The organism is Pseudomonas quebecensis, from assembly GCF_026410085.1.
GTDB lineage: Bacteria > Pseudomonadota > Gammaproteobacteria > Pseudomonadales > Pseudomonadaceae > Aquipseudomonas > Aquipseudomonas quebecensis.
The window spans coordinates 4,333,349-4,352,640 of the sequence record NZ_CP112866.1 but is presented as its reverse complement, the minus strand read 5'-3'; the positions used below and the strand labels follow the sequence as shown (position 1 = coordinate 4,352,640).

The 19,292-nt window shown below is 59.8% G+C and carries 14 protein-coding genes; 3 read left to right on the top strand and 11 right to left on the bottom strand.

Going from position 1 to position 19,292, the window contains the following annotated elements; all coding sequences use genetic code 11:
• Positions 1–264 precede the first annotated feature (264 nt).
• Entirely contained in the window at positions 265–510 is a 246-nt protein-coding gene (locus tag OSC50_RS20250) for a hypothetical protein (RefSeq protein ID WP_266245967.1), read from the top strand.
• 90 nt (positions 511–600) lie between these two features.
• Here the strand turns inward: OSC50_RS20250 and OSC50_RS20245 are convergent, their stop codons facing one another.
• The 11 genes from OSC50_RS20245 to OSC50_RS20195 form a co-directional block, all read right to left on the bottom strand.
• Positions 601–1,572 (bottom strand): peptide ABC transporter ATP-binding protein, encoded by a 972-nt coding sequence (locus OSC50_RS20245; RefSeq protein WP_266245968.1) that lies wholly within the window; start codon positions 1,570–1,572, stop codon positions 601–603.
• Positions 1,572–2,540, bottom strand: a complete 969-nt coding sequence (locus OSC50_RS20240) for an ABC transporter ATP-binding protein (RefSeq protein WP_181080589.1) — start codon at positions 2,538–2,540, stop codon at positions 1,572–1,574. The genes OSC50_RS20245 and OSC50_RS20240 overlap by 1 nt, the downstream gene beginning before the upstream one ends.
• Before the next feature lie 10 nt (positions 2,541–2,550).
• Complete coding sequence (locus tag OSC50_RS20235; RefSeq protein ID WP_003188486.1) at positions 2,551–3,462, bottom strand: ABC transporter permease subunit; 912 nt, start codon at positions 3,460–3,462, stop codon at positions 2,551–2,553.
• Between the two features lie 10 nt (positions 3,463–3,472).
• A complete protein-coding gene (locus tag OSC50_RS20230; protein WP_025856266.1) occupies positions 3,473–4,483 on the bottom strand; it encodes an ABC transporter permease subunit in 1,011 nt (336 codons plus the stop codon).
• 76 nt (positions 4,484–4,559) lie between these two features.
• Positions 4,560–6,155 (bottom strand): ABC transporter substrate-binding protein, encoded by a 1,596-nt coding sequence (locus OSC50_RS20225; RefSeq protein WP_266245969.1) that lies wholly within the window; start codon positions 6,153–6,155, stop codon positions 4,560–4,562.
• A gap of 79 nt (positions 6,156–6,234) precedes the next feature.
• Entirely contained in the window at positions 6,235–7,629 is a 1,395-nt protein-coding gene (locus OSC50_RS20220) for an OprD family outer membrane porin (protein ID WP_181080591.1), read from the bottom strand.
• Between the two features lie 170 nt (positions 7,630–7,799).
• Complete coding sequence (locus OSC50_RS20215) at positions 7,800–9,344, bottom strand: ABC transporter substrate-binding protein (protein WP_414704475.1); 1,545 nt, start codon at positions 9,342–9,344, stop codon at positions 7,800–7,802.
• Positions 9,345–9,708: 364 nt separating this feature from the next.
• Positions 9,709–11,337: an ABC transporter substrate-binding protein gene (locus OSC50_RS20210; RefSeq protein ID WP_181080593.1), complete on the bottom strand. Its 1,629-nt coding sequence runs from the start codon at positions 11,335–11,337 to the stop codon at positions 9,709–9,711.
• 258 nt (positions 11,338–11,595) lie between these two features.
• Positions 11,596–13,197 carry an ABC transporter substrate-binding protein gene (locus OSC50_RS20205; RefSeq protein ID WP_266245971.1) on the bottom strand — a complete coding sequence of 534 codons (1,602 nt, stop codon included), beginning with the start codon at positions 13,195–13,197 and terminating at the stop codon, positions 11,596–11,598.
• Between the two features lie 105 nt (positions 13,198–13,302).
• Positions 13,303–16,110, bottom strand: a complete 2,808-nt coding sequence (locus OSC50_RS20200; protein WP_266245972.1) for a dermonecrotic toxin domain-containing protein — start codon at positions 16,108–16,110, stop codon at positions 13,303–13,305.
• 350 nt (positions 16,111–16,460) lie between these two features.
• Positions 16,461–17,171 (bottom strand): SIMPL domain-containing protein, encoded by a 711-nt coding sequence (locus OSC50_RS20195; RefSeq protein ID WP_181080596.1) that lies wholly within the window; start codon positions 17,169–17,171, stop codon positions 16,461–16,463.
• A 244-nt stretch (positions 17,172–17,415) separates the two neighbouring features.
• Between OSC50_RS20195 and OSC50_RS20190 the strand changes: the two genes are divergently transcribed.
• Together OSC50_RS20190 and OSC50_RS20185 are read left to right on the top strand one after the other, a co-directional pair.
• Positions 17,416–18,678, top strand: coding sequence for an ATP-binding protein (locus tag OSC50_RS20190; protein WP_181080597.1), 1,263 nt, complete (start codon positions 17,416–17,418; stop codon positions 18,676–18,678).
• The gene (locus tag OSC50_RS20185; protein ID WP_003171731.1) at positions 18,671–19,231 is read left to right on the top strand and encodes a response regulator transcription factor; all 561 of its coding nucleotides are present in this window, start codon (positions 18,671–18,673) and stop codon (positions 19,229–19,231) included. Before OSC50_RS20190 ends, OSC50_RS20185 begins: the two co-directional genes overlap by 8 nt.
• The last annotated feature ends 61 nt before the right edge of the window (positions 19,232–19,292 follow it).

Genomic DNA, 19,292 nt, shown 5'->3' with positions numbered 1-19,292 from the left:
CGCGTTGTGTCTAACCGGAACTTGGTCAGGCGGAAATTGGCTATTAGCTAGCGGGCCAAATTGTAGCGAATTTGCCAGTACATCTTGGCCCAAATGTGGGAGGGGGCTTGCCCCCGATAGCAGTGTGTCAGCCCTGGATGTACTGGCTGACACACAGTCATCGGGGGCAAGAACTCTCCCACATTTTTTCTCCACCAGGCGTTAAATTGGCGAGAACCCGGCATCCGGTCTAGCGTTTAACCACCGACTGTAAAGGAGACCACCGTGCGAAAGGCTCAACGCGCCATATCCCTGCTGTTGCTGGCCTGCCTGTGGCTGACGACCCTGCCGGCACTGGCTGACGCAGGCATGCCTCAGTGGAAAGACACCGGCCCGGTCACCAAGAAAAAGCAGAACGAGGTCAATTCCGGCAGCTGGCAACCCCAGGCCCAACCGGCTCCCAAAGAGGACGCAGAAAATCCCTACAACGAAGGGGAAGACAGCGAAACCTATGACGATGGCAACAAATAGCCGCCGCAAAAAGAAAGCCCCTCCCGCCAGGCTGATGCGCAACCTGATGGGAAGGGCTGTGAAACTCTGCTACTGATCGGTCCGGCGCGCTCAGGCGACGAACTGCTCCGCATAGTGGCAAGCCACCTGACGGTTATCCAACGGCCGCAATTGCGGCTCCTCGGTGCTGCAGCGCTCGGTGGCGTACGGGCAGCGCTTGTGGAACGCGCAACCCGGCGGCGGGTTCAAGGGGTTGGGCAACTCGCCGACGATTTTGATCTTCGGTTTGTTCGGATCCGGATGAATGGTCGGCGTGGCCGACAGCAGCGCCTGAGTGTACGGGTGCAGGGGACGTGCGTAGATGTCTTCCTTGGGGCCGACTTCCACCGGGCGACCGAGGTACATCACCATCACGTCATCGGCGACGTGCTGCACCACCGCCAGGTTGTGGGAGATGAACACGTAGGCGGTGTTGAACTCCTGCTGCAGGTCCATGAACAGGTTGAGCACCTGGGCCTGGATCGATACGTCCAGTGCGGAGGTAGGTTCATCCGCCACCAGCACTTTGGGTTGCAGCATCATGGCGCGGGCCAGGGCGATGCGCTGGCGCTGGCCACCGGAGAACATGTGCGGGTAGCGCTGATAATGCTCGGGGCGCAGGCCCACTTGCTTCATCATCGCCTGCACTTTCTCGCGGCGTTCAGCGGCGGACAGGTTGGTGTTGATCAGCAGCGGCTCGCCCAGTTGGTCGCCGACTTTCTGCCGTGGGTTCAGCGAGGCATACGGGCTCTGGAACACCATCTGCACGTCTTTGCGCAATTGCTTGCGTTGGGCCTTGTCGGCACCGGCGACTTCCTGGCCGGCGATTTTCAGCGAGCCCGACGACGGCTCTTCAATCAGCGTGAGTGCGCGGGCGAGGGTGGACTTGCCGCAACCCGACTCGCCGACCACGGCGAGGGTCTTGCCGGCTTCCAGTTCGAACGACACACCATTGAGGGCCCGCACGGTGGCGTGGCCCTTGAACAGGCCACGGGACACTTCGTAGTGACGGGTCAGGTCGCGGGCAGTAAGAACGACGGCCATTACGCCACCTCCTGGTTCAAGGGGTAGAAGCAACGCGCGAGGCTGTTGGTTTTTGGATCGAGGCCCGGACGCTGGGCGCGGCAGGTTTCCTGCACGTATGGGCAGCGCGGCGACAGCAGGCAACCCTGCGGACGGTCGTAGCGGCCAGGCACGATGCCGGGCAATGTTGCCAGGCGCGTGGCGCCCAGGCTGTGCTCGGGGATCGCCTTGAGCAGCGCTTCGCTGTAAGGATGAGCGGGGATGTCGAATAGTTGCGGCACCTGGCCGACTTCCACGGCCTGGCCGGCGTACATCACGCACACGCGCTGGGCGGTTTCGGCCACCACGGCGAGGTCGTGGGTGATCAGCACCAGGCCCATGTTCTGCTCTTTTTGCAGGGCCAGCAGCAGGTCCATGATCTGCGCCTGGATGGTCACGTCCAACGCGGTGGTCGGTTCGTCGGCGATCAGCAGTTTCGGCTCGCCGGCAATTGCCATGGCGATGGCCACGCGCTGGCTCATACCGCCGGACAGTTGGTGCGGATAGGCGTCCATACGGCTGGCGGCGCCTGGGATCTCAACTTTTTCCAACAATTCGATCGCGCGTTTGCGTGCCTGTTTGCCGGACATTTTCAGGTGCAGGCGCAGCACTTCTTCGATCTGGAAACCCACGGTGTAGCTGGGGTTGAGCGCGGTCATCGGGTCCTGGAACACCATCGCCAGGTCTTTGCCGACGATCTGGCGACGTTGACGGTTGCTCAGCTTGAGCATGTCCTTGCCGTCGAAGGTCAGCGCATCGGCGGTGACGATACCGGGGTGCTCGATCAGGCCCATCAGCGCCATCATGGTCACGGATTTACCCGAACCCGACTCGCCCACGATGGCCAGTACTTCGCCTTTGTCCACGGACAGGTCGAGGCCGTCGACCACCGGCACGGCGGTTGCGTCGCCGAAGCGTACGTTGAGATTCTTGATTTCTAACAGTGACATGGGAATCTCCTCAGGCGGCGTTCTTGAGTTTCGGGTCCAGCGCATCGCGCAGGCCGTCGCCCATCAAGTTGATTGCCAGCACGCTGAGCAAAATGGTCAAACCAGGCAGGCTCACCACCCACCAGGCGCGTTCGATGTAGTCACGGGCCGAAGCCAGCATGGTGCCCCACTCCGGGGTCGGCGGTTGTACGCCAAGGCCGAGGAAGCCCAGGGCCGCGGCATCGAGGATCGCCGAGGAGAAACTCAGGGTGGCCTGTACGATCAGCGGCGCCATGCAGTTGGGTAGCACGGTGATGAACATCAGGCGCGGCAGGCCGGCACCGGCCAGGCGCGCGGCGGTCACGTAGTCACGGTTCAGTTCGCCCATCACGGCAGCGCGGGTCAGACGCACGTAGGACGGCAGCGACACGATGGCGATAGCGATCACGGTGTTGATCAGGCCAGGGCCGAGGATGGCGACGATAGCCACGGCCAGCAGCAGCGACGGCAGCGCCAGCATGATGTCCATCAGGCGCATGATGGTCGGGCCCAGCAGGCGCGGGAAGAACCCGGCGAACAGACCCAGGAGGATGCCCGGGATCAGCGACATCACCACTGACGACAAACCGATCAGCAATGACAGGCGCGAACCCTGGATCAGACGCGAGAGCAGGTCACGGCCCAGTTCGTCGGTGCCCAGCAGAAACTGCATCTGCCCGCCTTCCAGCCACGCCGGCGGGGTGAGCAGGAAGTCGCGGTATTGCTCGCTGGGGTTATGCGGCGCAACCCACGGGGCGAAGATCGCGCAGAACACAATCAGCAACATGAACAGCAGGCCGGCCACCGCGCCTTTGTTCTTGGAAAAGGCTTGCCAGAATTCTTTGTACGGGGACGGGTACAGCAGGCTTTGATCGACTGCTGACACTTGAGTAGGTGTGGTCATGGTCATGATCTCAGCGCTGGTGACGGATGCGTGGGTTGGCGAAGCCGTAGAGGATATCCACCACGAAGTTCACCAGGATCACCAGGCAGGCGATCAGCAGGATGCCGTTCTGCACCACCGGGTAGTCCCGCGCGCCAATGGCTTCGATCAGCCATTTGCCGATGCCGGGCCACGAGAAGATGGTTTCGGTCAGGACCGCGCCGGCCAGCAGGGTGCCGACTTGCAGGCCGACCACGGTCAATACCGGGATCAGCGCGTTGCGCAGGCCGTGTACGAACACCACGCGCGTCGGCGACAGGCCCTTGGCCTTGGCGGTGCGGATGTAGTCTTCGCGCAGCACTTCGAGCATCGACGAACGGGTCATCCGCGCGATCACCGCCAGCGGAATGGTGCCGAGCACGATGGCCGGCAGGATCAGGTGGTGCAGGGCGTCGAAGAACGCGTCCGGCTCGTCGGCCAGCAGGGTGTCGATCAGCATGAAGCCGGTGCGCGGCTCGATGTCGTAGAGCAGGTCGATGCGCCCGGAAACCGGGGTCCAGCCCAGGCTCACCGAGAAGAACATGATCAGGATCAGGCCCCACCAGAAGATCGGCATCGAATACCCCGCCAGGGAGATGCCCATCACCCCATGGTCGAACAGGGATCCTCGCTTGAGTGCCGCGATCACCCCGGCCAACAGGCCCAGGATACCGGCGAACAACAGGGCGGCCATGGACAGTTCCAGGGTCGCGGGGAAGAGGGCGGTGAACTCGGTCCACACGCTGGTACGGGTGCGCAGGGATTCGCCAAGGTCGCCCTGGGCGAGCTTGCCGACATAGTCCAGGTATTGCGCATACAACGGCTTGTTAAGACCAAGGCGTTCCATTGCCTGTGCGTGCATCTCGGGGTCGACGCGGCGTTCGCCCATCATGACTTCTACGGGGTCGCCGGGAATCATGCGTATCAACGCAAACGTCAGCAACGTGATGCCGAAGAACGTGGGGATCAATAACCCCAGTCGGCGGGCAATAAAACTAAACATCTTGTTGTGTACCTCAATCAGCCGGTTAGGCAGGTTCGGCACCGCCCATGTCGACGGTGCCGAGCGTTTTTCTTATTTACTTCACCTGGGTGGTGGCGAAGTTATTAGTGGTCAGAGGGCTTTGGGTAAAGCCTTCGACGTTTTTACGCATGGCGGTAAACATTTTCGGATAGGCCATTGGAATCCACGGCTGGTCTTTCTCGAAAACATCCAGGGCTTGTTCATAGAGTGCGGCGCGCTCAGTGGGTTCAGCGTCAGCGCGGGCCTTGTCGATCAAAGCCTGAAACTCTTTGTTACACCAGCGGGCGTAGTTTTCGCCGTTTTTCGCTGCATCGCAACTCAGGTTTGGCGTGAGGAAGTTATCCGGGTCACCGTTATCGCCGGCCCAGCCCGCGGACACCATATCGTGCTCGCCGGCCTTGGCGCGCTTGAGCATCTCGCCCCATTCCATGACTTTAATGTTCACTTTCAGGCCGATCTGCGCCAGGTCCGCCTGCATGCGCTGGGCGCCGAGCATCGGGTTGGGGTTGGTCGGGCCGCCGCCGTTACGGGTGAACAAGGTGAACTCGGTGCCTTCCGGCACGCCGGCTTCCTTGAGCAGGGCGCGGGCCTTGTCCAGGTCGCGCTCAGGGTTCTTCAGCTTATCGTTGAAGCCCAGCAGGGTCGGCGGGTACGGGCCGGTGGCGTCGATGGCGTTGCCTTTGCCATACAGGGATTCGTTGTAGCCTTTCTTGTCGAACGCGATGTTGATCGCTTGGCGCACCCGCGCGTCGCTCATGTACTTGTGGGTGGTGTTCAGGGCGGTGTACGCGGTGGTCATCGCCGCCAGTTCCGCCACTTTCAGGTTCGGGTCGGCCTTCACGCTCGGCACGTCATCGGGCTTGGGATACAGCGCGATCTGACACTCATTGGCCTTGAGTTTTTGCAGGCGCACGTTGTTGTCGGTGGTAATCGCCAGGATCAGCGGATCGGCCGGTGGTTTGCCACGGAAGTATTCCGGGTTGGCCTTGAAGCGCACCTGGGCGTCCTTGGCGTAGCGGTTGAAGATGAACGGGCCGGTGCCGATCGGCTTGCTGTTCAGCTCATCGGTCTTGCCGGCGGCCAGCAGTTTGTCGGCGTATTCGGCGGAGTGGATAGCGGTAAAGGGCATTGCGACATCGGCCAGGAACGGCGCTTCAGGACGAGTCAGCGTGAAGACCACAGTGTGGTCGTCCGTCTTCTCGACGCTTTTGAGCAGTTCCTTGAAGCCCATGCTTTCAAAATAGGGGAACCCGGTGGCGGACTTGTTATGCCAAGGGTGTTTCGGGTCCATCTGGCGATGGAAGCTCCACAGTACGTCGTCGGCATTCAGGTTGCGCGTGGGTTTGAAGTAGTCGGTGGTATGGAACTTGATGTCGTCGCGCAAGTGGAAGGTGTAGGTCAGGCCGTCGTCACTGATTTCCCAGGATTTGGCCAGTGCAGGCACCACTTCGGTAGTACCGGGCTTGAAGTCCACCAGACGGTTGAACATGGTTTCGGCCGCAGCGTCAGCGGTGACGGCGGTGGTGTACAGGACCGGGTCAAAACCCTCCGGGCTGGCTTCGGTGCAGACCACCAGGGGTTTGGCCGATACACCGATGGCCACGCTTAACAGCGCGGCGGCAACGGCAGCTTGTAGCGGGAGCATTTTCATTAAGAGCCCTCTGCAATCGATGGGACCAGACAACGTGGACGGCAGGCTCGTCCTGAGCCTGCCGTCTACCTGGTGCTGATTAAAGAATGTTGAATGGGATGGTGGTGACCAGACGGAATTCTTTGATGCTGCCGTCGGACTGGAACTCGCTGCCACGGTGCTCAACATACGTCGCGCGCACGGTCGTGGCTTTGAGCGGACCGCTTTGCAGGGCGTAAGAGGCGCCTACACCGTATTCCTGATGCTTCTCGCCGTCTTGAGACTGGATGCCGTCGTAGGCGAACTTGGCCCGGCCATTGTTGCCGGTGTAGTGGGTGCCGTCGATGTCCCAGCCGCGGGCCGAGTAGGCGTTGAACTTCAAGCCTGGCACGCCGTATTCGGCCATGTTGATGGCGTAGGCGATCTGGAAGGACTTCTCGTTCGGGCCGTTGAAGTCCGAGGTCAGGGAGTTGGCCAGGTAGATGCCGTTGGTTTCGTGCAGGTAGTCGAAGTACTCGTTACCGTTCACTTGCTGGTAAGCGAAGGTCAGGCTGTGTGCCTGGTGAGTCAGTCCCAGGGACAGGGAGAAGGTATCGTTGTCGATTTCCCCCATCTCTTTTTTGCCTTCATCGACCGTCTTGTAGTAGTTGAAACCGGTGGTCAGCCCCAGTTGTTGAGCGTCGCCCAGTTCGTGGGTAGCGCCGAAGTAGTACTGGTTCCAGAAGTCCTTCACGTTGGCGGCAAAGAAGCTGGTTTTCAGGCTTTTCAGCGGCTGATAGTTCACGCCCAGAGTGGAGACTTTGTCGGTCTCAACGCCATTGCCGTATTCGCTGCGGAATTTCGACAGGCTCTGCTCGGTACGTGGCGAAACGCGGTCAAACACGCCGCCCTGGAACGACAGGTTGCTGAATTCTTCGCTGTTGAAGCTCACACCTTCAAAGCTTGAAGGCAGTGCACGGTTGCCGATGGTGTCGACGATGCCGCTGCTGAAATTCTGGCGACCGGCGGTCAACGTGGTGTTGGATACGCGGAACTGCACGTTGGCCAGGCCCAGTTTGCTCCATTGGTCGACGGCGTCGCCGTTGGAGTCGGCCAGGGTGCGGTTGGAGCCGCCTTTGATGTCACGCTTGCTGCGGTCCAGGACCAGCGCGTTGTAAACCGCTACTTCAGTCTTGACACCGACAGTGCCCTGGGTGAACCCCGAGCTGGCGTTAAGGATAGTGCCCTGCACCCAGTTGGTACGGTTACGGTCGGTGCGGGTTTCGCCGTGCTTCTGGTAGGAAAAGGTGCCGCCACGGTATTTGCTTTCGTGGGAATACCAGTTACGCGTGGTGCCGCCCAGAGTGAAATCTTCGATAAAACCCTTGGCTTCGCTTTGCGCACTGGTGCCTGCCAATGTCGTCGGAACGAAGTCCTGGCTGGCCGGTTCTGCGTAGGCGGTGGCCGTGATGCTGCTGATGGCCAGGGCCAGAAGCGCTTTGCTGCTCAGTTTCATGGGTGAAGCTCCTTTGGTTCTCTTTTTTTATGCCGGTCTTTTTAGGTGAACCGGCTATTGGTGTGTAACTCGTTCAAGCCATTGCAAACGTTTGCCGTAGGAAAAATCCCAATCAAAGGCTGCACGTTTGCAGCAGGGCGGCATTCGCCCTGCGCAATCCGGTTATTTTCTTATGGGGTAATACTGACGCCCGAGAACACGTTGCGGCCGAAGGGGCTGACTTTGAACCCTTCGACTTTGACGCTTAACGGCTGGTTGACCGTCGAGTGGGCGACTGGCGTGATCGGCACCTGCTGCTTGAGCAGTTGCTGCGCCTGTTTGTATAGAACAGTCCTTTGTTCACGGTCGGTTACGACCTTGGCTTGCTTGATCAGCTTGTCGTACGCCGGGTCACACCACATCGAGTAGTTGTTCCCGCCGATGGCGTCGCAGCTGTACAGAGTGCCCAGCCAGTTGTCCGGGTCACCGTTGTCGCCGGTCCAGCCGATCAGGCTGACATCGTGCTCACCGTTCTTGGTGCGCTTGATGTATTCACCCCACTCGTAGCTGACGATCTTGACCTTGAGGCCGATCTTGGCCCAGTCGCTTTGCAGCATCTCGGCCATCAGCTTGGCGTTGGGGTTGTACGGACGCTGCACCGGCATCGCCCACAGGGTGATCTCGGTGCCTTCCTTCACGCCGGCGGCCTTGAGCAGTTCCTTGGCTTTTTCCGGGTTGTAGGCGGCGTCTTTGATAGTGTCGTCGTAGGACCACTGGGTCGGCGGCATGGCATTGACCGCCAATTGCCCGGCGCCCTGGTACACGGCGTTCAGAATGCTCGGCTTGTTCACCGCCATGTCCAGCGCCTGGCGCACTTCAAGCTGGTCGAAGGGCTTGTGGCGCACGTTGTAAGCGATGTAGCCCAGGTTGAAGCCGGGTTTGGTCAGCAATTGCAGGTTCGGGTCGGCCTTGAGCGCATCGACGTCGGCGGGACGCGGATGCAGGGTCACCTGGCATTCGCCGGCCTTGAGCTTTTGCACACGCACCGATGCGTCGGTGTTGATGGCGAAAATCAGTTGGTCGAGCTTCACGCGGCTCGGGTCCCAGTACTGTTTGTTGGCCACGTAACGGATCTGCGAGTCTTTCTGGTAGCGCTGGAATACAAACGGCCCGGTACCGATCGGCTTCTGGTTGATGTCGCTGGGCTTGCCTTCTTTGAGCAGTTGCTCGGCGTATTCGGCCGACAGGATTGCGGCGAAGCTCATGGCGATGTTTTGCACGAACGCGGCGTCCACCGTGTTCAGGGTCATCACCACGGTGTACGGGTCGGTTTTCTCGACCTTGGCGATGTTCTTGTTCAGGCTCATCCCGTTGAAGTACGGAAACTCAGTGGGGTAGGCCTTGCGGAAGGGATGTTCAGGGTCAAGCATGCGGTTGAAGGTGAACAGCACGTCGTCGGCATTGAAGTCGCGCGTCGGCTTGAATTCCTTGCTGCTGTGGAACTTCACCCCTTCACGCAGGTGGAAGGTGTAGGTCAGGCCGTCGTCGGAAATATCCCATTTGGTCGCCAGGCCGGGCACCACGTTGGTCTCGCCTTTTTCAAACTCGACCAGGCGGTTATACAGCGGCTCGGCCGCGTCGTTATCGGTGGCGGTGGTGTATTGCGCGGTGTCGAACCCTGCCGGGCTGCCTTCGGAGCAGAACACCAGGCTCTTTCTGTCGGCGGCTTGGCCCATCGTGGCCACGGCCAGCAGGCTGGTGCCAAAAATTGCGGATAGAACGGTGGTATGGCGCATGACGATCCCGATCCTTGTTTGTAGTTGTCATCAGCGAGCAATCGCCCTGCCTTTCGGGCAGGGAAACATCACTGATCCCACGCACAGCAAGTGACTTTCCCAAATGGGTATCTCTGCTGTCCTACGACGTTATGGGTCGCGGACTTCGCAGTAAATGCGCCAAATCGGATTGACCTTGTAGGCAACGGAGTCACGCATCGCAGTTCGTTGCTGTAGGACGCAACGGATGTGAACGTGGTCTGTTTCCTACCGGCCTGGCAGATGCAATAACGGCGACGTTATGAAGCGTCGCCGTTATTGATCCTTACTTGCCGCTTACGCTAACGCCATAGAACGAGTTCAGGCCGAATGGGCTGATCTTGAAGTCCTGCACGGTGTTACGCATGGGTTGATACACCGTCGAGTGCGCGATAGGTGTCATCGGGACTGCATCTTTGAGGATATGTTGCGCCTGCTTGTACAGCTCGGTGCGTTTAGCGACGTCGGAAGTGGCCTTGGCCTCCTTCACGATGCCGTCGAATTTCTTGTCACACCACTTGGAGAAGTTGTTGCCGGACAGCGAGTCGCAGCCGAACAGCACGTTCAGCCAGTTGTCCGGGTCACCATTGTCGCCGCTCCAGCCAATGATCATGGCCTGGTTCTCGCCGCCTTTGGAGCGCTTGATGTACTCGCCCCACTCGTAGCTGGTGATCTTGACCTTCAGGCCGATCTTGGACCAGTCGTTCTGCAGCATCTCTGCCATCAGCTTGGCGTTCGGGTTGTACGGACGCTGAACCGGCATGGCCCACAGCACGATCTCGGTGCCTTCCTTGACGCCGGCTTCCTTGAGCAGCGCCTTGGCTTTCTCAGGGTCGTACTTGGCATCTTTGATGGTGGTGTCATAGGACCACTGGGTCGGCGGCATGGCGTTGACGGCCAGTTGCCCCGCGCCCTGGTAGACGGAGTCGATGATCTGCTGCTTGTTCACCGCCATGTCCAGCGCCTGGCGCACACGCAGGTCAGCCAGCGGGTTGGGCTGGTCGCTGCCCTTGACCTTGTCCATGACGTTGTAGGCCACGTAGCCCAGGTTGAAACCGGCCTGGTGCGGCAGTTTCAGGTCCTTGTCTTCGCCCAGTGCCTTGAGGTCGGCCGGACGCGGGAAAAGGGTGATCTGGCATTCGTTTTTCTTGAGCTTCTGGATGCGCACCGACGGGTCGGTGGTGATGGCGAAGATCAGGTTGTCGATCTTCACGTCTTCGGGCTTCCAGTAATCCTTGTTGCCGGTGTAACGAATGTTGGAGTCTTTCTGGTAGCTCTTGAACACGAACGGGCCAGTGCCGACAGGCTTCTGGTTGATGTCCGCAGGCTTGCCTTCTTTCAACAGCTGGGCTGCGTATTCGGCCGATTGGATCGACGCGAAGCTCATGGCCAGGTTCTGGATAAATGCCGCATCCACGGTGCCAAGGGTGAACTTGACGGTGTGGTCATCGATTTTCTCGATGTTCTTGATATTGGTGTCCATCCCCATGTCCGTGAAGTACGGGAACTCGGTAGGGTAGGCCTTACGGAATGGATCGTCTTTATTGATCATCCGGTTAAAGGTGAACAGTACGTCGTCGGCCGAGAATTCACGAGTGGGCTTGAAGTACGGGGTGGTATGGAACTTGACGCCTTCACGCAGGTGGAAGGTGTAGGTCAGGCCATCCGGGGACACATCCCAGCTGGTGGCCAGGCCAGGTACCACGGCGGTGCCGCCGCGCTCGAACTGACTGAGGCGGTTGAACATGGTTTCGGCCGAAGCATCGAAGTCTGTTCCGGTGGTGTACTGGCCTGGATCGAAACCGGCCGGGCTCCCCTCGGAGCAGAACACCAGGTTAGCCGCCGCGTGGGCGAAAGGGGCCGCGGCCATAAGGCCAGCGCTGACTAATAGCGGAAGGACTGCGTGTTTAAGCATGTTGGCCTCATGATTTGTTGTCATTTTTGGTGGTGAGGGCGACCTCGTGAGTCGGCCTGCGGATACTTATGCAGGCGCCATACCCATTGCAAGATGTTGAACAGTTGCAAGGCGGAAAGAGTGGTACGAACGTACAGGAATGTCGCAATTATGAAAGTTTCGACATAATTGCACGTCTTTTGAGGGTTTTTTCGGTGCAGCGGCCGCACCAAAAAAGCCCCACCGAGGCGTCTAGCGCACTCGGTTGGGGCGCGGTTGTTACTTCTCCAGACTCACCCCGTAGAACGGCGTCAGCCCAAACGGGCTGATCTTGAAGTCCTGGACCTCCTTGCGCAGGGGTTGGAAAACCGTCGAGTTCGCAATAGGCGTTATAGGTACTTGTTCCTTAAGGATTTTTTGCGCCTGTTGATACCACTTGATGCGCTGCTCGCGGTCGTTGCTGACTTTGGCCTGCTGCACCAGTTTGTCGTATGTCGGGTTACACCATTTGGCGTAGTTGCTGCCCTTGACCGCGGCACAACTGTAGAGCACGCCCAGCCAGTTATCCGGGTCGCCGTTGTCGCCGGTCCAGCCATAAATCATCGCGTCATGCTCGCCATTTTTGGCGCGCTTGATGTATTCGCCCCACTCATAGCTGACGATGTTGGCCTTGATGCCTACTTTGGCCCAATCCTGTTGGATCATTTGCGCCGACATGCGCGCGTTTGGATTGGAAGCGCGTTGCACGGTCATCGCCCACAGATCGATGGTGGTACCTGGTGCAACCCCTGCTTCTTTTAGTAGCGCCTTGGCCTTGGTCGGGTCGTAGGGCGCGTCCTTCACCGATGGGTCATAAGACCACTGGGCCGGTGGCAGCGCGTTCTGCGCCAATTGTCCGGCGCCCTGATACACCGCCTTGATGATGGCGGGTTTGTCGATGGCCATGTCCAGCGCCTGGCGCACCTTGAGCTGGTCCAGCGGCGGGTGCGTCACGTTGTAGGCCAGGAACCCCAGGTTGAAACCGGCCTGTTGCAGTACGCGCAGGTTGGGGTCCTGTTTCATTATTTCGATGTCGGCCGGGCGCGGGTACCCGCTGACCTGGCATTCGCCGGCCTTGAGTTTTTGCAGGCGCGAGGCGGCGTCGGGGGTGATAGCGAACACCAGGTTGTCGAGTTTTACGTCCTCGGGTTTCCAATACTGTTTATTGGCGACGTAGCGAATCTGCGAGTCTTTCTGATAACGCTTGAATACGAACGGCCCGGTGCCCACAGGTTTCTGGTTGATGTCGGCCGCCTTGCCTTCCTTCAACAGCTGCGTGGCGTATTCGGCGGACTGCACCGAGGCGAAGCTCATGGCCAGGTTTTGCACGAACGAGGCGTCGACGTTGTTCAGGCTGAAACGCACGGTGTGATCGTCGAGTTTGTCGATGTGCTTGATCGTGGTGTTCAGGCCCATATCGGTGAAATACGGCGACTCGGACGGGTAAGCCTTGCGGAACGGGCTTTGCGCATCCAACAGGCGATTGAAGGTAAACAGCACGTCGTCGGCATTGAAGTCGCGGGTCGGCGTAAAGAAGTCGGTGGTGTGGAATTTCACCCCTTCGCGCAGATGAAAGGTGTAGGTCAGCCCGTCGTTGGACACCTCCCAGCTTGTCGCCAGGCCAGGTTCGACTTCGGTACCGCCGCGCTTGAACTGGGTCAGGCGGTTAAATACGGTTTCGGCGGAGGCATCGAAATCGGTGCCGCTGGTGTACTGGCTGGGGTCGAAGCCGGCGGGGCTGGCTTCGGAGCAATAGACCAGGGTGCTGGCAGCGTGGGCGAGAGGCATGAAAGCCAGAAGGCTTGCAGCCAGGATCAGCGGTTTCAAGACGGTTCTTTCCATGGAGACTCCTGAAGTGGCAGGCGTATAAAAGCTGCCCGAACGAAAACGGCGGTCACCGAGGTTACCGCCGTTCAGGGGAGTCAAGTAAGAAGTTATTCGCCGGTTTTATGGATTGGCTGTGACGCTGACATCGATTGTGGTGGGGGCCGCTTTGCCGATCTCATATAAGCTGTTCGACTGATTACCCTCGCCAATCGTGAAGCTTCTCTTGATGGTTACCTGTACGCCGGGAACGCGGTTGATGTCTTGCTCCGGCATAGAGAGGTGCCCTTCAGAGGTGACATGGACCTTCGCCAGGTTGCGGGAGGAGTCATAATCAATCTGAAAATGGGTATTGTCAGCACCGTAGTAGTAGCCTTCCTGCAGTCCCGCCCCCCCATGCAAATCAGCGATGGCAGGGAAGGTAGAGCCTTGATGGGCCACCTCGGAGATGCGGGCCCGCAATTGAGCATCGGGAATCACCGCCTCGAACTGCGCCAACCTTGCTCGCTGGATACCCTCTGACGTGCCGGCTACGGCGTCCAGTTTCGTGGTCACTGACAGACCGTTTTCTGTAGTGGTAACGGTGTAAGGACAACGATTGATATCGAGGACAAAGTTGGGTGAGTACTCGCTGGAACTGAGTTCCGTCATTTGTGCTTTCTCTCCAGGCTCGACAGCGAACCCGGTTTCGTCGATGTTCCAAGAGGTGTTAAACCTTCTTTTAACGAGCCCGTTTTCCTCGAAGTTCCTGCTGGAGAGTTCGAAGTTGGTTCCCGCTCTTGCTCTCAAGACTTCATCGAGTTTTTCGGCTCCGGCCATTTTTTTACCATCAATTTCGAGGAATTCATCGGCGAAGGTGGCAGGAGTCTTTGGATCATCACTGGGCGTTGGCGAAGCCCGGCGTTGCCATGGCCACACAACGCCGCCATCGGCGGCAGCGCGAGCCCATCCGCCCTTGCCGTCTGAGTGCACTATCATCACAGGCTTGCCGTTGGCAGAATCAATGATCTGCGCGTAGTCGTTGCTGAGTTTGAAGTTGCCTTTAATCTCGTACACCTTGGGCGTTCTTGTTGCGTCGGTATAACGGATATACCAATGGTCTGCTCCGGCGCTGTCTTTGACTTGATACATGCCTTTGGAATTTGGCTGCATGCCTTCAATAAGCCCTTCGCCATCTGGTACGGCATATGCGCTGATATCGGCGGCCTGGGACGGGCGCAAGCGATTGGCCGGGCTCTGTTCGATGCCGCGCTCGGTCACAGTCGGCTCGCGGGGTGGCAGCGCTTCTCCCAGGGTTTTTCCCGCAGCGACCTCGCCCTTGGCCAGGCGGGTGGCACCGCCGGCGATGACGGGCAGCGCATTCAGCACACCGAACACGATATGGTCGGCCCCACCTGGCTTGCCATGCCTGAGGTCATCGGCGCCCACCCCGACTTCCACCGCGCCGGCGGCGACGTAGTACAGCTCCAGGCCCACCGCCACTTCGGGCATGACCATGGCGAGCGGGGTCATCATTAAGGCGACTTTAGTGGTGGTCTCCAACACTTCCAGGATCGTGGCTTTGGTGACATCGCCGTCGGTGGTGATTTCGGTTTCGGCATCGGCGTAGGAGCGCGCTTTCTGACGCTGGGTCATGACATCGAACGGGTCATCGGACAGCGTTTCAATGGTGATAAACGTTTGCGGGTCGAATTCGTTCAGGCGTTCGAGAAACCCGGCATCGGGAGCGTCTTTTTTCGACCAGCCGCCGAGCCCGACCAGTGTTTGATTGACCCCGTCGGAGAAATGTCGATCAGCCTGGTCACGCAAGGGGAAATGCATCGACAGGGCTTCGCGCTTGACCGGGTCAGCGGCCTGTTCAGCCAGCCAGCGCTTCATCTGCGCCTGGCTGTCGAAGGTATGCAGCGGCGAAGAATTACCGGGGATGTACAGCAAGGTACGGGTAGCGGGTTTGCCGTCGGCATCGAATCGAGGGGTTTTGTCGGTGATGCAGAGCAGGTCCGTGGACTTGAAGCCATTGATGCTCAGCAGCCCGACTTCCACGCTTGGGTCCTGGGTGGTGGCCGGGGCCAGGTCGTCCAGCTTGAGGTTTTCCCAGGTCGTATTCGGCGGCAGGCCGGCGGCGCGCATCACCAGGTTGGTGTCACTGGCGCTCAAGCTGTCGTTTTCAAATTGACTGAGGGCCGCGCCCACCAGGGATGCCTTGCTCAGTTGTGCGTATTTGCCCTCATGGGCGGGCCAGAACTCGTTCAGGAATTGGGTGTACGGTTTGCTCAGTTCGGTGTTCCACACGATGTCTCGAAACGCCGCTGGCGTCTGCCTCAGCAGGTTGCGACTGTTATAGACCTCCCTGCCGCCAGGTTCTGCCCCGACAAATATGCCTTCATAAGTCCTCTGTCGCCGCGCCAGCGTGTCAATTTCATCCACGACCGCCGGGAGAGGCAGCAAAGGCGCCAGCCGACCAAGCCAGGTGTGCAGGGTGGACCGCTGCTTTTCGAGCGGTGTCTGGTGCTCATCGTTTTTATTGGCGCGCTGTACGTTATGCAGTGCGGCCTGGGTCAGGGAAATCTTATTCAGAACTTTGCCGCCCCTGGGCTGTGGCTGCTTGGGGTCGTAGTTCAAGGTCACGATAAACGTATTGTCGGGATCGATGTCCTTGCCCCAGCGGGTCTTCAGCTCTGACCTGATAATCTCGGCGGTACTCTGACTGGGGGTTTTGAACCCGTCTTTGGCTTTCCAGATGTATTTCTCTACCCCCGGGTTATACGGCAGGCCCGGTATCAGTGTTTGGTGATGATTGCGCCGTTTGGCACTTTTGCGGCGAGGTTGATGTTCAGCGCCCACCGTGTCCGCCTGCAGGTATGGGGGCGCTGACATGTGCGACGAATCGGATACGGTTGTCGGAATAGTGGTGGTGGCAGGGGTAATCATTCTGTATCGATCTCCGTAAATGAGCCTCCCTGGCGTTCAGGTGTTCGATAGGTGCGTGGGAAATGAGCGCGCGGACGTTCCGGCGTGGGCGTTGTGCGTGTTCACAGGAATGTTGCAAGGGACATCTATGGACATAGATCAAATGGCGGGAGTGCGCGGCCGCCGTGACTGAGGGCGCGTGCCAACCGTGCCGCCGGGCGTCGGCGGGGCGTGGAGGTGTGTAACGTGCGATGTGCCCTGATCAAGGCGGTTACATTTACTCCAAGGGGGCGCAGCCATGAACGAGTGCATAAAGCGGCGAAACGGGCACGCATTGCGCGGTAACAAGCCCGTTCGCCTCAGCCGTGCGCTTACTGCAGTACTTCGATGGTTCCGTCGGCGCTCATGCTGACCTTGCTGGTGCCGGCTTCCACTTCCGGAGTCGGCGCCGAATCCATCAAGGCCCCCTTCATCATCATCGCGCCGCGCTCATACGGCTGTGGATAACCGTTGGTGTTGAAATTCAGGTTGACGATCTTGTAACCCTTGCCCCCCAGTGCGTCGGTGGCCAGTTGAGCGCGGGCCTTGAACGCAGCGACCGCGTCCTTGAGCAGCGCATCTTCGCTGGCTTTGCGGGTGGCGTCGGCGATGGCGAAATCCATGCCGCCCATTTTCAGGGTGTTCAGTAATTCACCTGTCAGTTTGGAGAGCGCCGGGAAGTCCGCGCTTTCCAGGCGCAGTTCGGCGCGTTCGCGCCAGCCGGTGATCTTCTGGGTTTTGTTGTCATAGATCGGGTAACTGTTGCGGCTGCCCTGGCGCAGGGTCACGGCTTTGACTTCGCGGGCCTGGCCCAGCGCCTGATTCACGGTGGTGGTGATGTCGGCGGCGAGCTTGGCCGGATCGGTGTTCTGGGATTCGGTATAGAGCGTGACGATCATCTTGTCGCGGGCCACTTCCTGGCTGGCCTCGGCGCGCAGGGAGATCTGGTTGTAGTGCAGTTCATCGGCCGCCATGGCCGAAAAGCTGGCCAGGGCGCCGGCGCTGAGGGTGAGGATGGCTGCGCTGCGAGTGAAACGAGACATGGAAGCTCCTTAGGGGGGTCGTATCGGTATGACTGTAGACGGTGGTAACGGGTTCTTCGGGTTTATGAATTGGAAAAAGTTTAAAGCCGCAAGCAAGCGAAGGGCGAGGCGAGTTCTTGCCGCTTTTACCTCGCGGCTTGCAGCTACGGCGCCCGGTGCGTCAAAGAGCCACACACCCAATGCCCGAGGCGACGCTTCGTTTATACTCCTGCCGATCCGCCTGCAGCGCTCACCGGGAGAGCTCATGCTCGCCGCCGTAAAACTGACTTCCGCCACCCGCCAGAACCTTTGGCGCCTGACGTTCATCCGTACTCTGGTACTGGCCGCCCAGGCCGGTTCGGTGGGGCTTGCCTATTGGTTCGACCTGCTGCCGCTGCCCTGGCTGCCACTGGGCGTGACCCTTGGGTTTTCCACCGTGCTCTGCGTGTTTACCGCGATCCGGCTGCGCACCACCTGGCCGGTGACCGAGCTGGAATATGCCCTGCAACTGGCCTGCGACCTGTTTATCCACAGTGTGTTGCTGTATTTCTCGGGTGGCTCTACCAACCCCTTCGTTTCTTATTATCTGGTGCCCCTGACGATCGCGGCAGTGACGTTGCCATGGCGCTATTCCGTGGTGCTGTCGGGGATCGCCCTGACCCTTTATACCCTGCTGCTGGCCCAGTTCTACCCGCTGCAGACCTTCCCCATCGCCCGGGAAAACCTGCAGATCTATGGGATGTGGCTGAGCTTTGCGCTGTCCGCCGCCGTCATCACCTTTTTTGCCGCGCGCATGGCCGAGGAATTGCGTCGCCAGGAAGAACTGCGCGCCATTCGCCGTGAAGAGGGCTTGCGCGATCAACAATTGCTCGCCGTCGCCACCCAGGCCGCCGGCGCGGCCCATGAATTGGGCACGCCGCTGGCGACCATGAGCGTACTGCTCAAGGAAATGACCCAGGACCACCACGACCCGGCCCTGCAGGACGATTTGAGCGTGCTGCAGGAACAGGTCAAGCAGTGCAAGCTGACCCTGCAGCAACTGGTGCGCGCCGCCGAAGCCAATCGCCGCCTGGCCGTGGAGATGCAGGACGTGACGCAGTGGCTCGATGAAGCCCTGAACCGCTGGCACCTGATGCGCCCCGAGGCCAGCTATCGCTTCCACCTGCTGGGGCAGGGCACGGTACCGCGCATGGCGCCGCCACCGGACCTGACCCAGGCGTTGCTCAACCTGTTGAACAATGCCGCCGACGCCTGCCCCGAAGGGCTTGAAGTGCAGTTGGACTGGAACACCGAAGATCTCACCATCAGCATTCGCGACCACGGCGCGGGCGTGCCGCTGGCGATTGCCGAGCAGATCGGAAAACCATTTTTTACCACCAAGGGCAAGGGCTTCGGCCTCGGCCTGTTTTTGAGCAAGGCCAGCGTGACCCGCGCCGGCGGCTCAGTGAAGCTCTATAGTCATGAGGAAGGTGGCACGCTCACCGAGCTGCGCCTGCCCCGTGTCGCACGAGGAGATATCGATGAGTGATGAGATCCAAGTCGAAGGCGAAGAACTGCCGCACCTGCTGCTGGTAGATGACGACGCTACGTTTACCCGCGTGATGGCACGTGCCATGAGTCGTCGCGGATTTCGCGTGAGCACCGCCGGGTCCGCCGAAGAGGGCCTGACCATCGCCCAGGCCGACCTGCCGGACTACGCCGCGCTCGACCTGAAAATGGACGGTGACTCCGGCCTGGTGCTGCTGCCCAAGCTGCTGGAGCTGGACCCGGAAATGCGCGTGGTGATCCTCACCGGCTACTCCAGCATTGCCACCGCTGTCGAAGCCATCAAGCGCGGCGCCTGCAACTATCTGTGCAAACCGGCGGATGCCGACGACGTGCTGGCCGCGTTGCTGTCCGAGCACGCCGACCTCGATACCCTGGTGCCGGAAAACCCGATGTCGGTGGACCGCCTGCAGTGGGAACACATCCAGCGCGTGCTGACCGAGCACGAAGGCAATATCTCCGCCACCGCCCGTGCCCTGGGCATGCACCGTCGCACCCTGCAACGCAAGCTGCAGAAGCGGCCGGTCCGACGCTGAACCTAAGCTGAACAACCCGCTTCAGGCCGCACGGAGCCCCGAACCGATCACCTAAGATCGG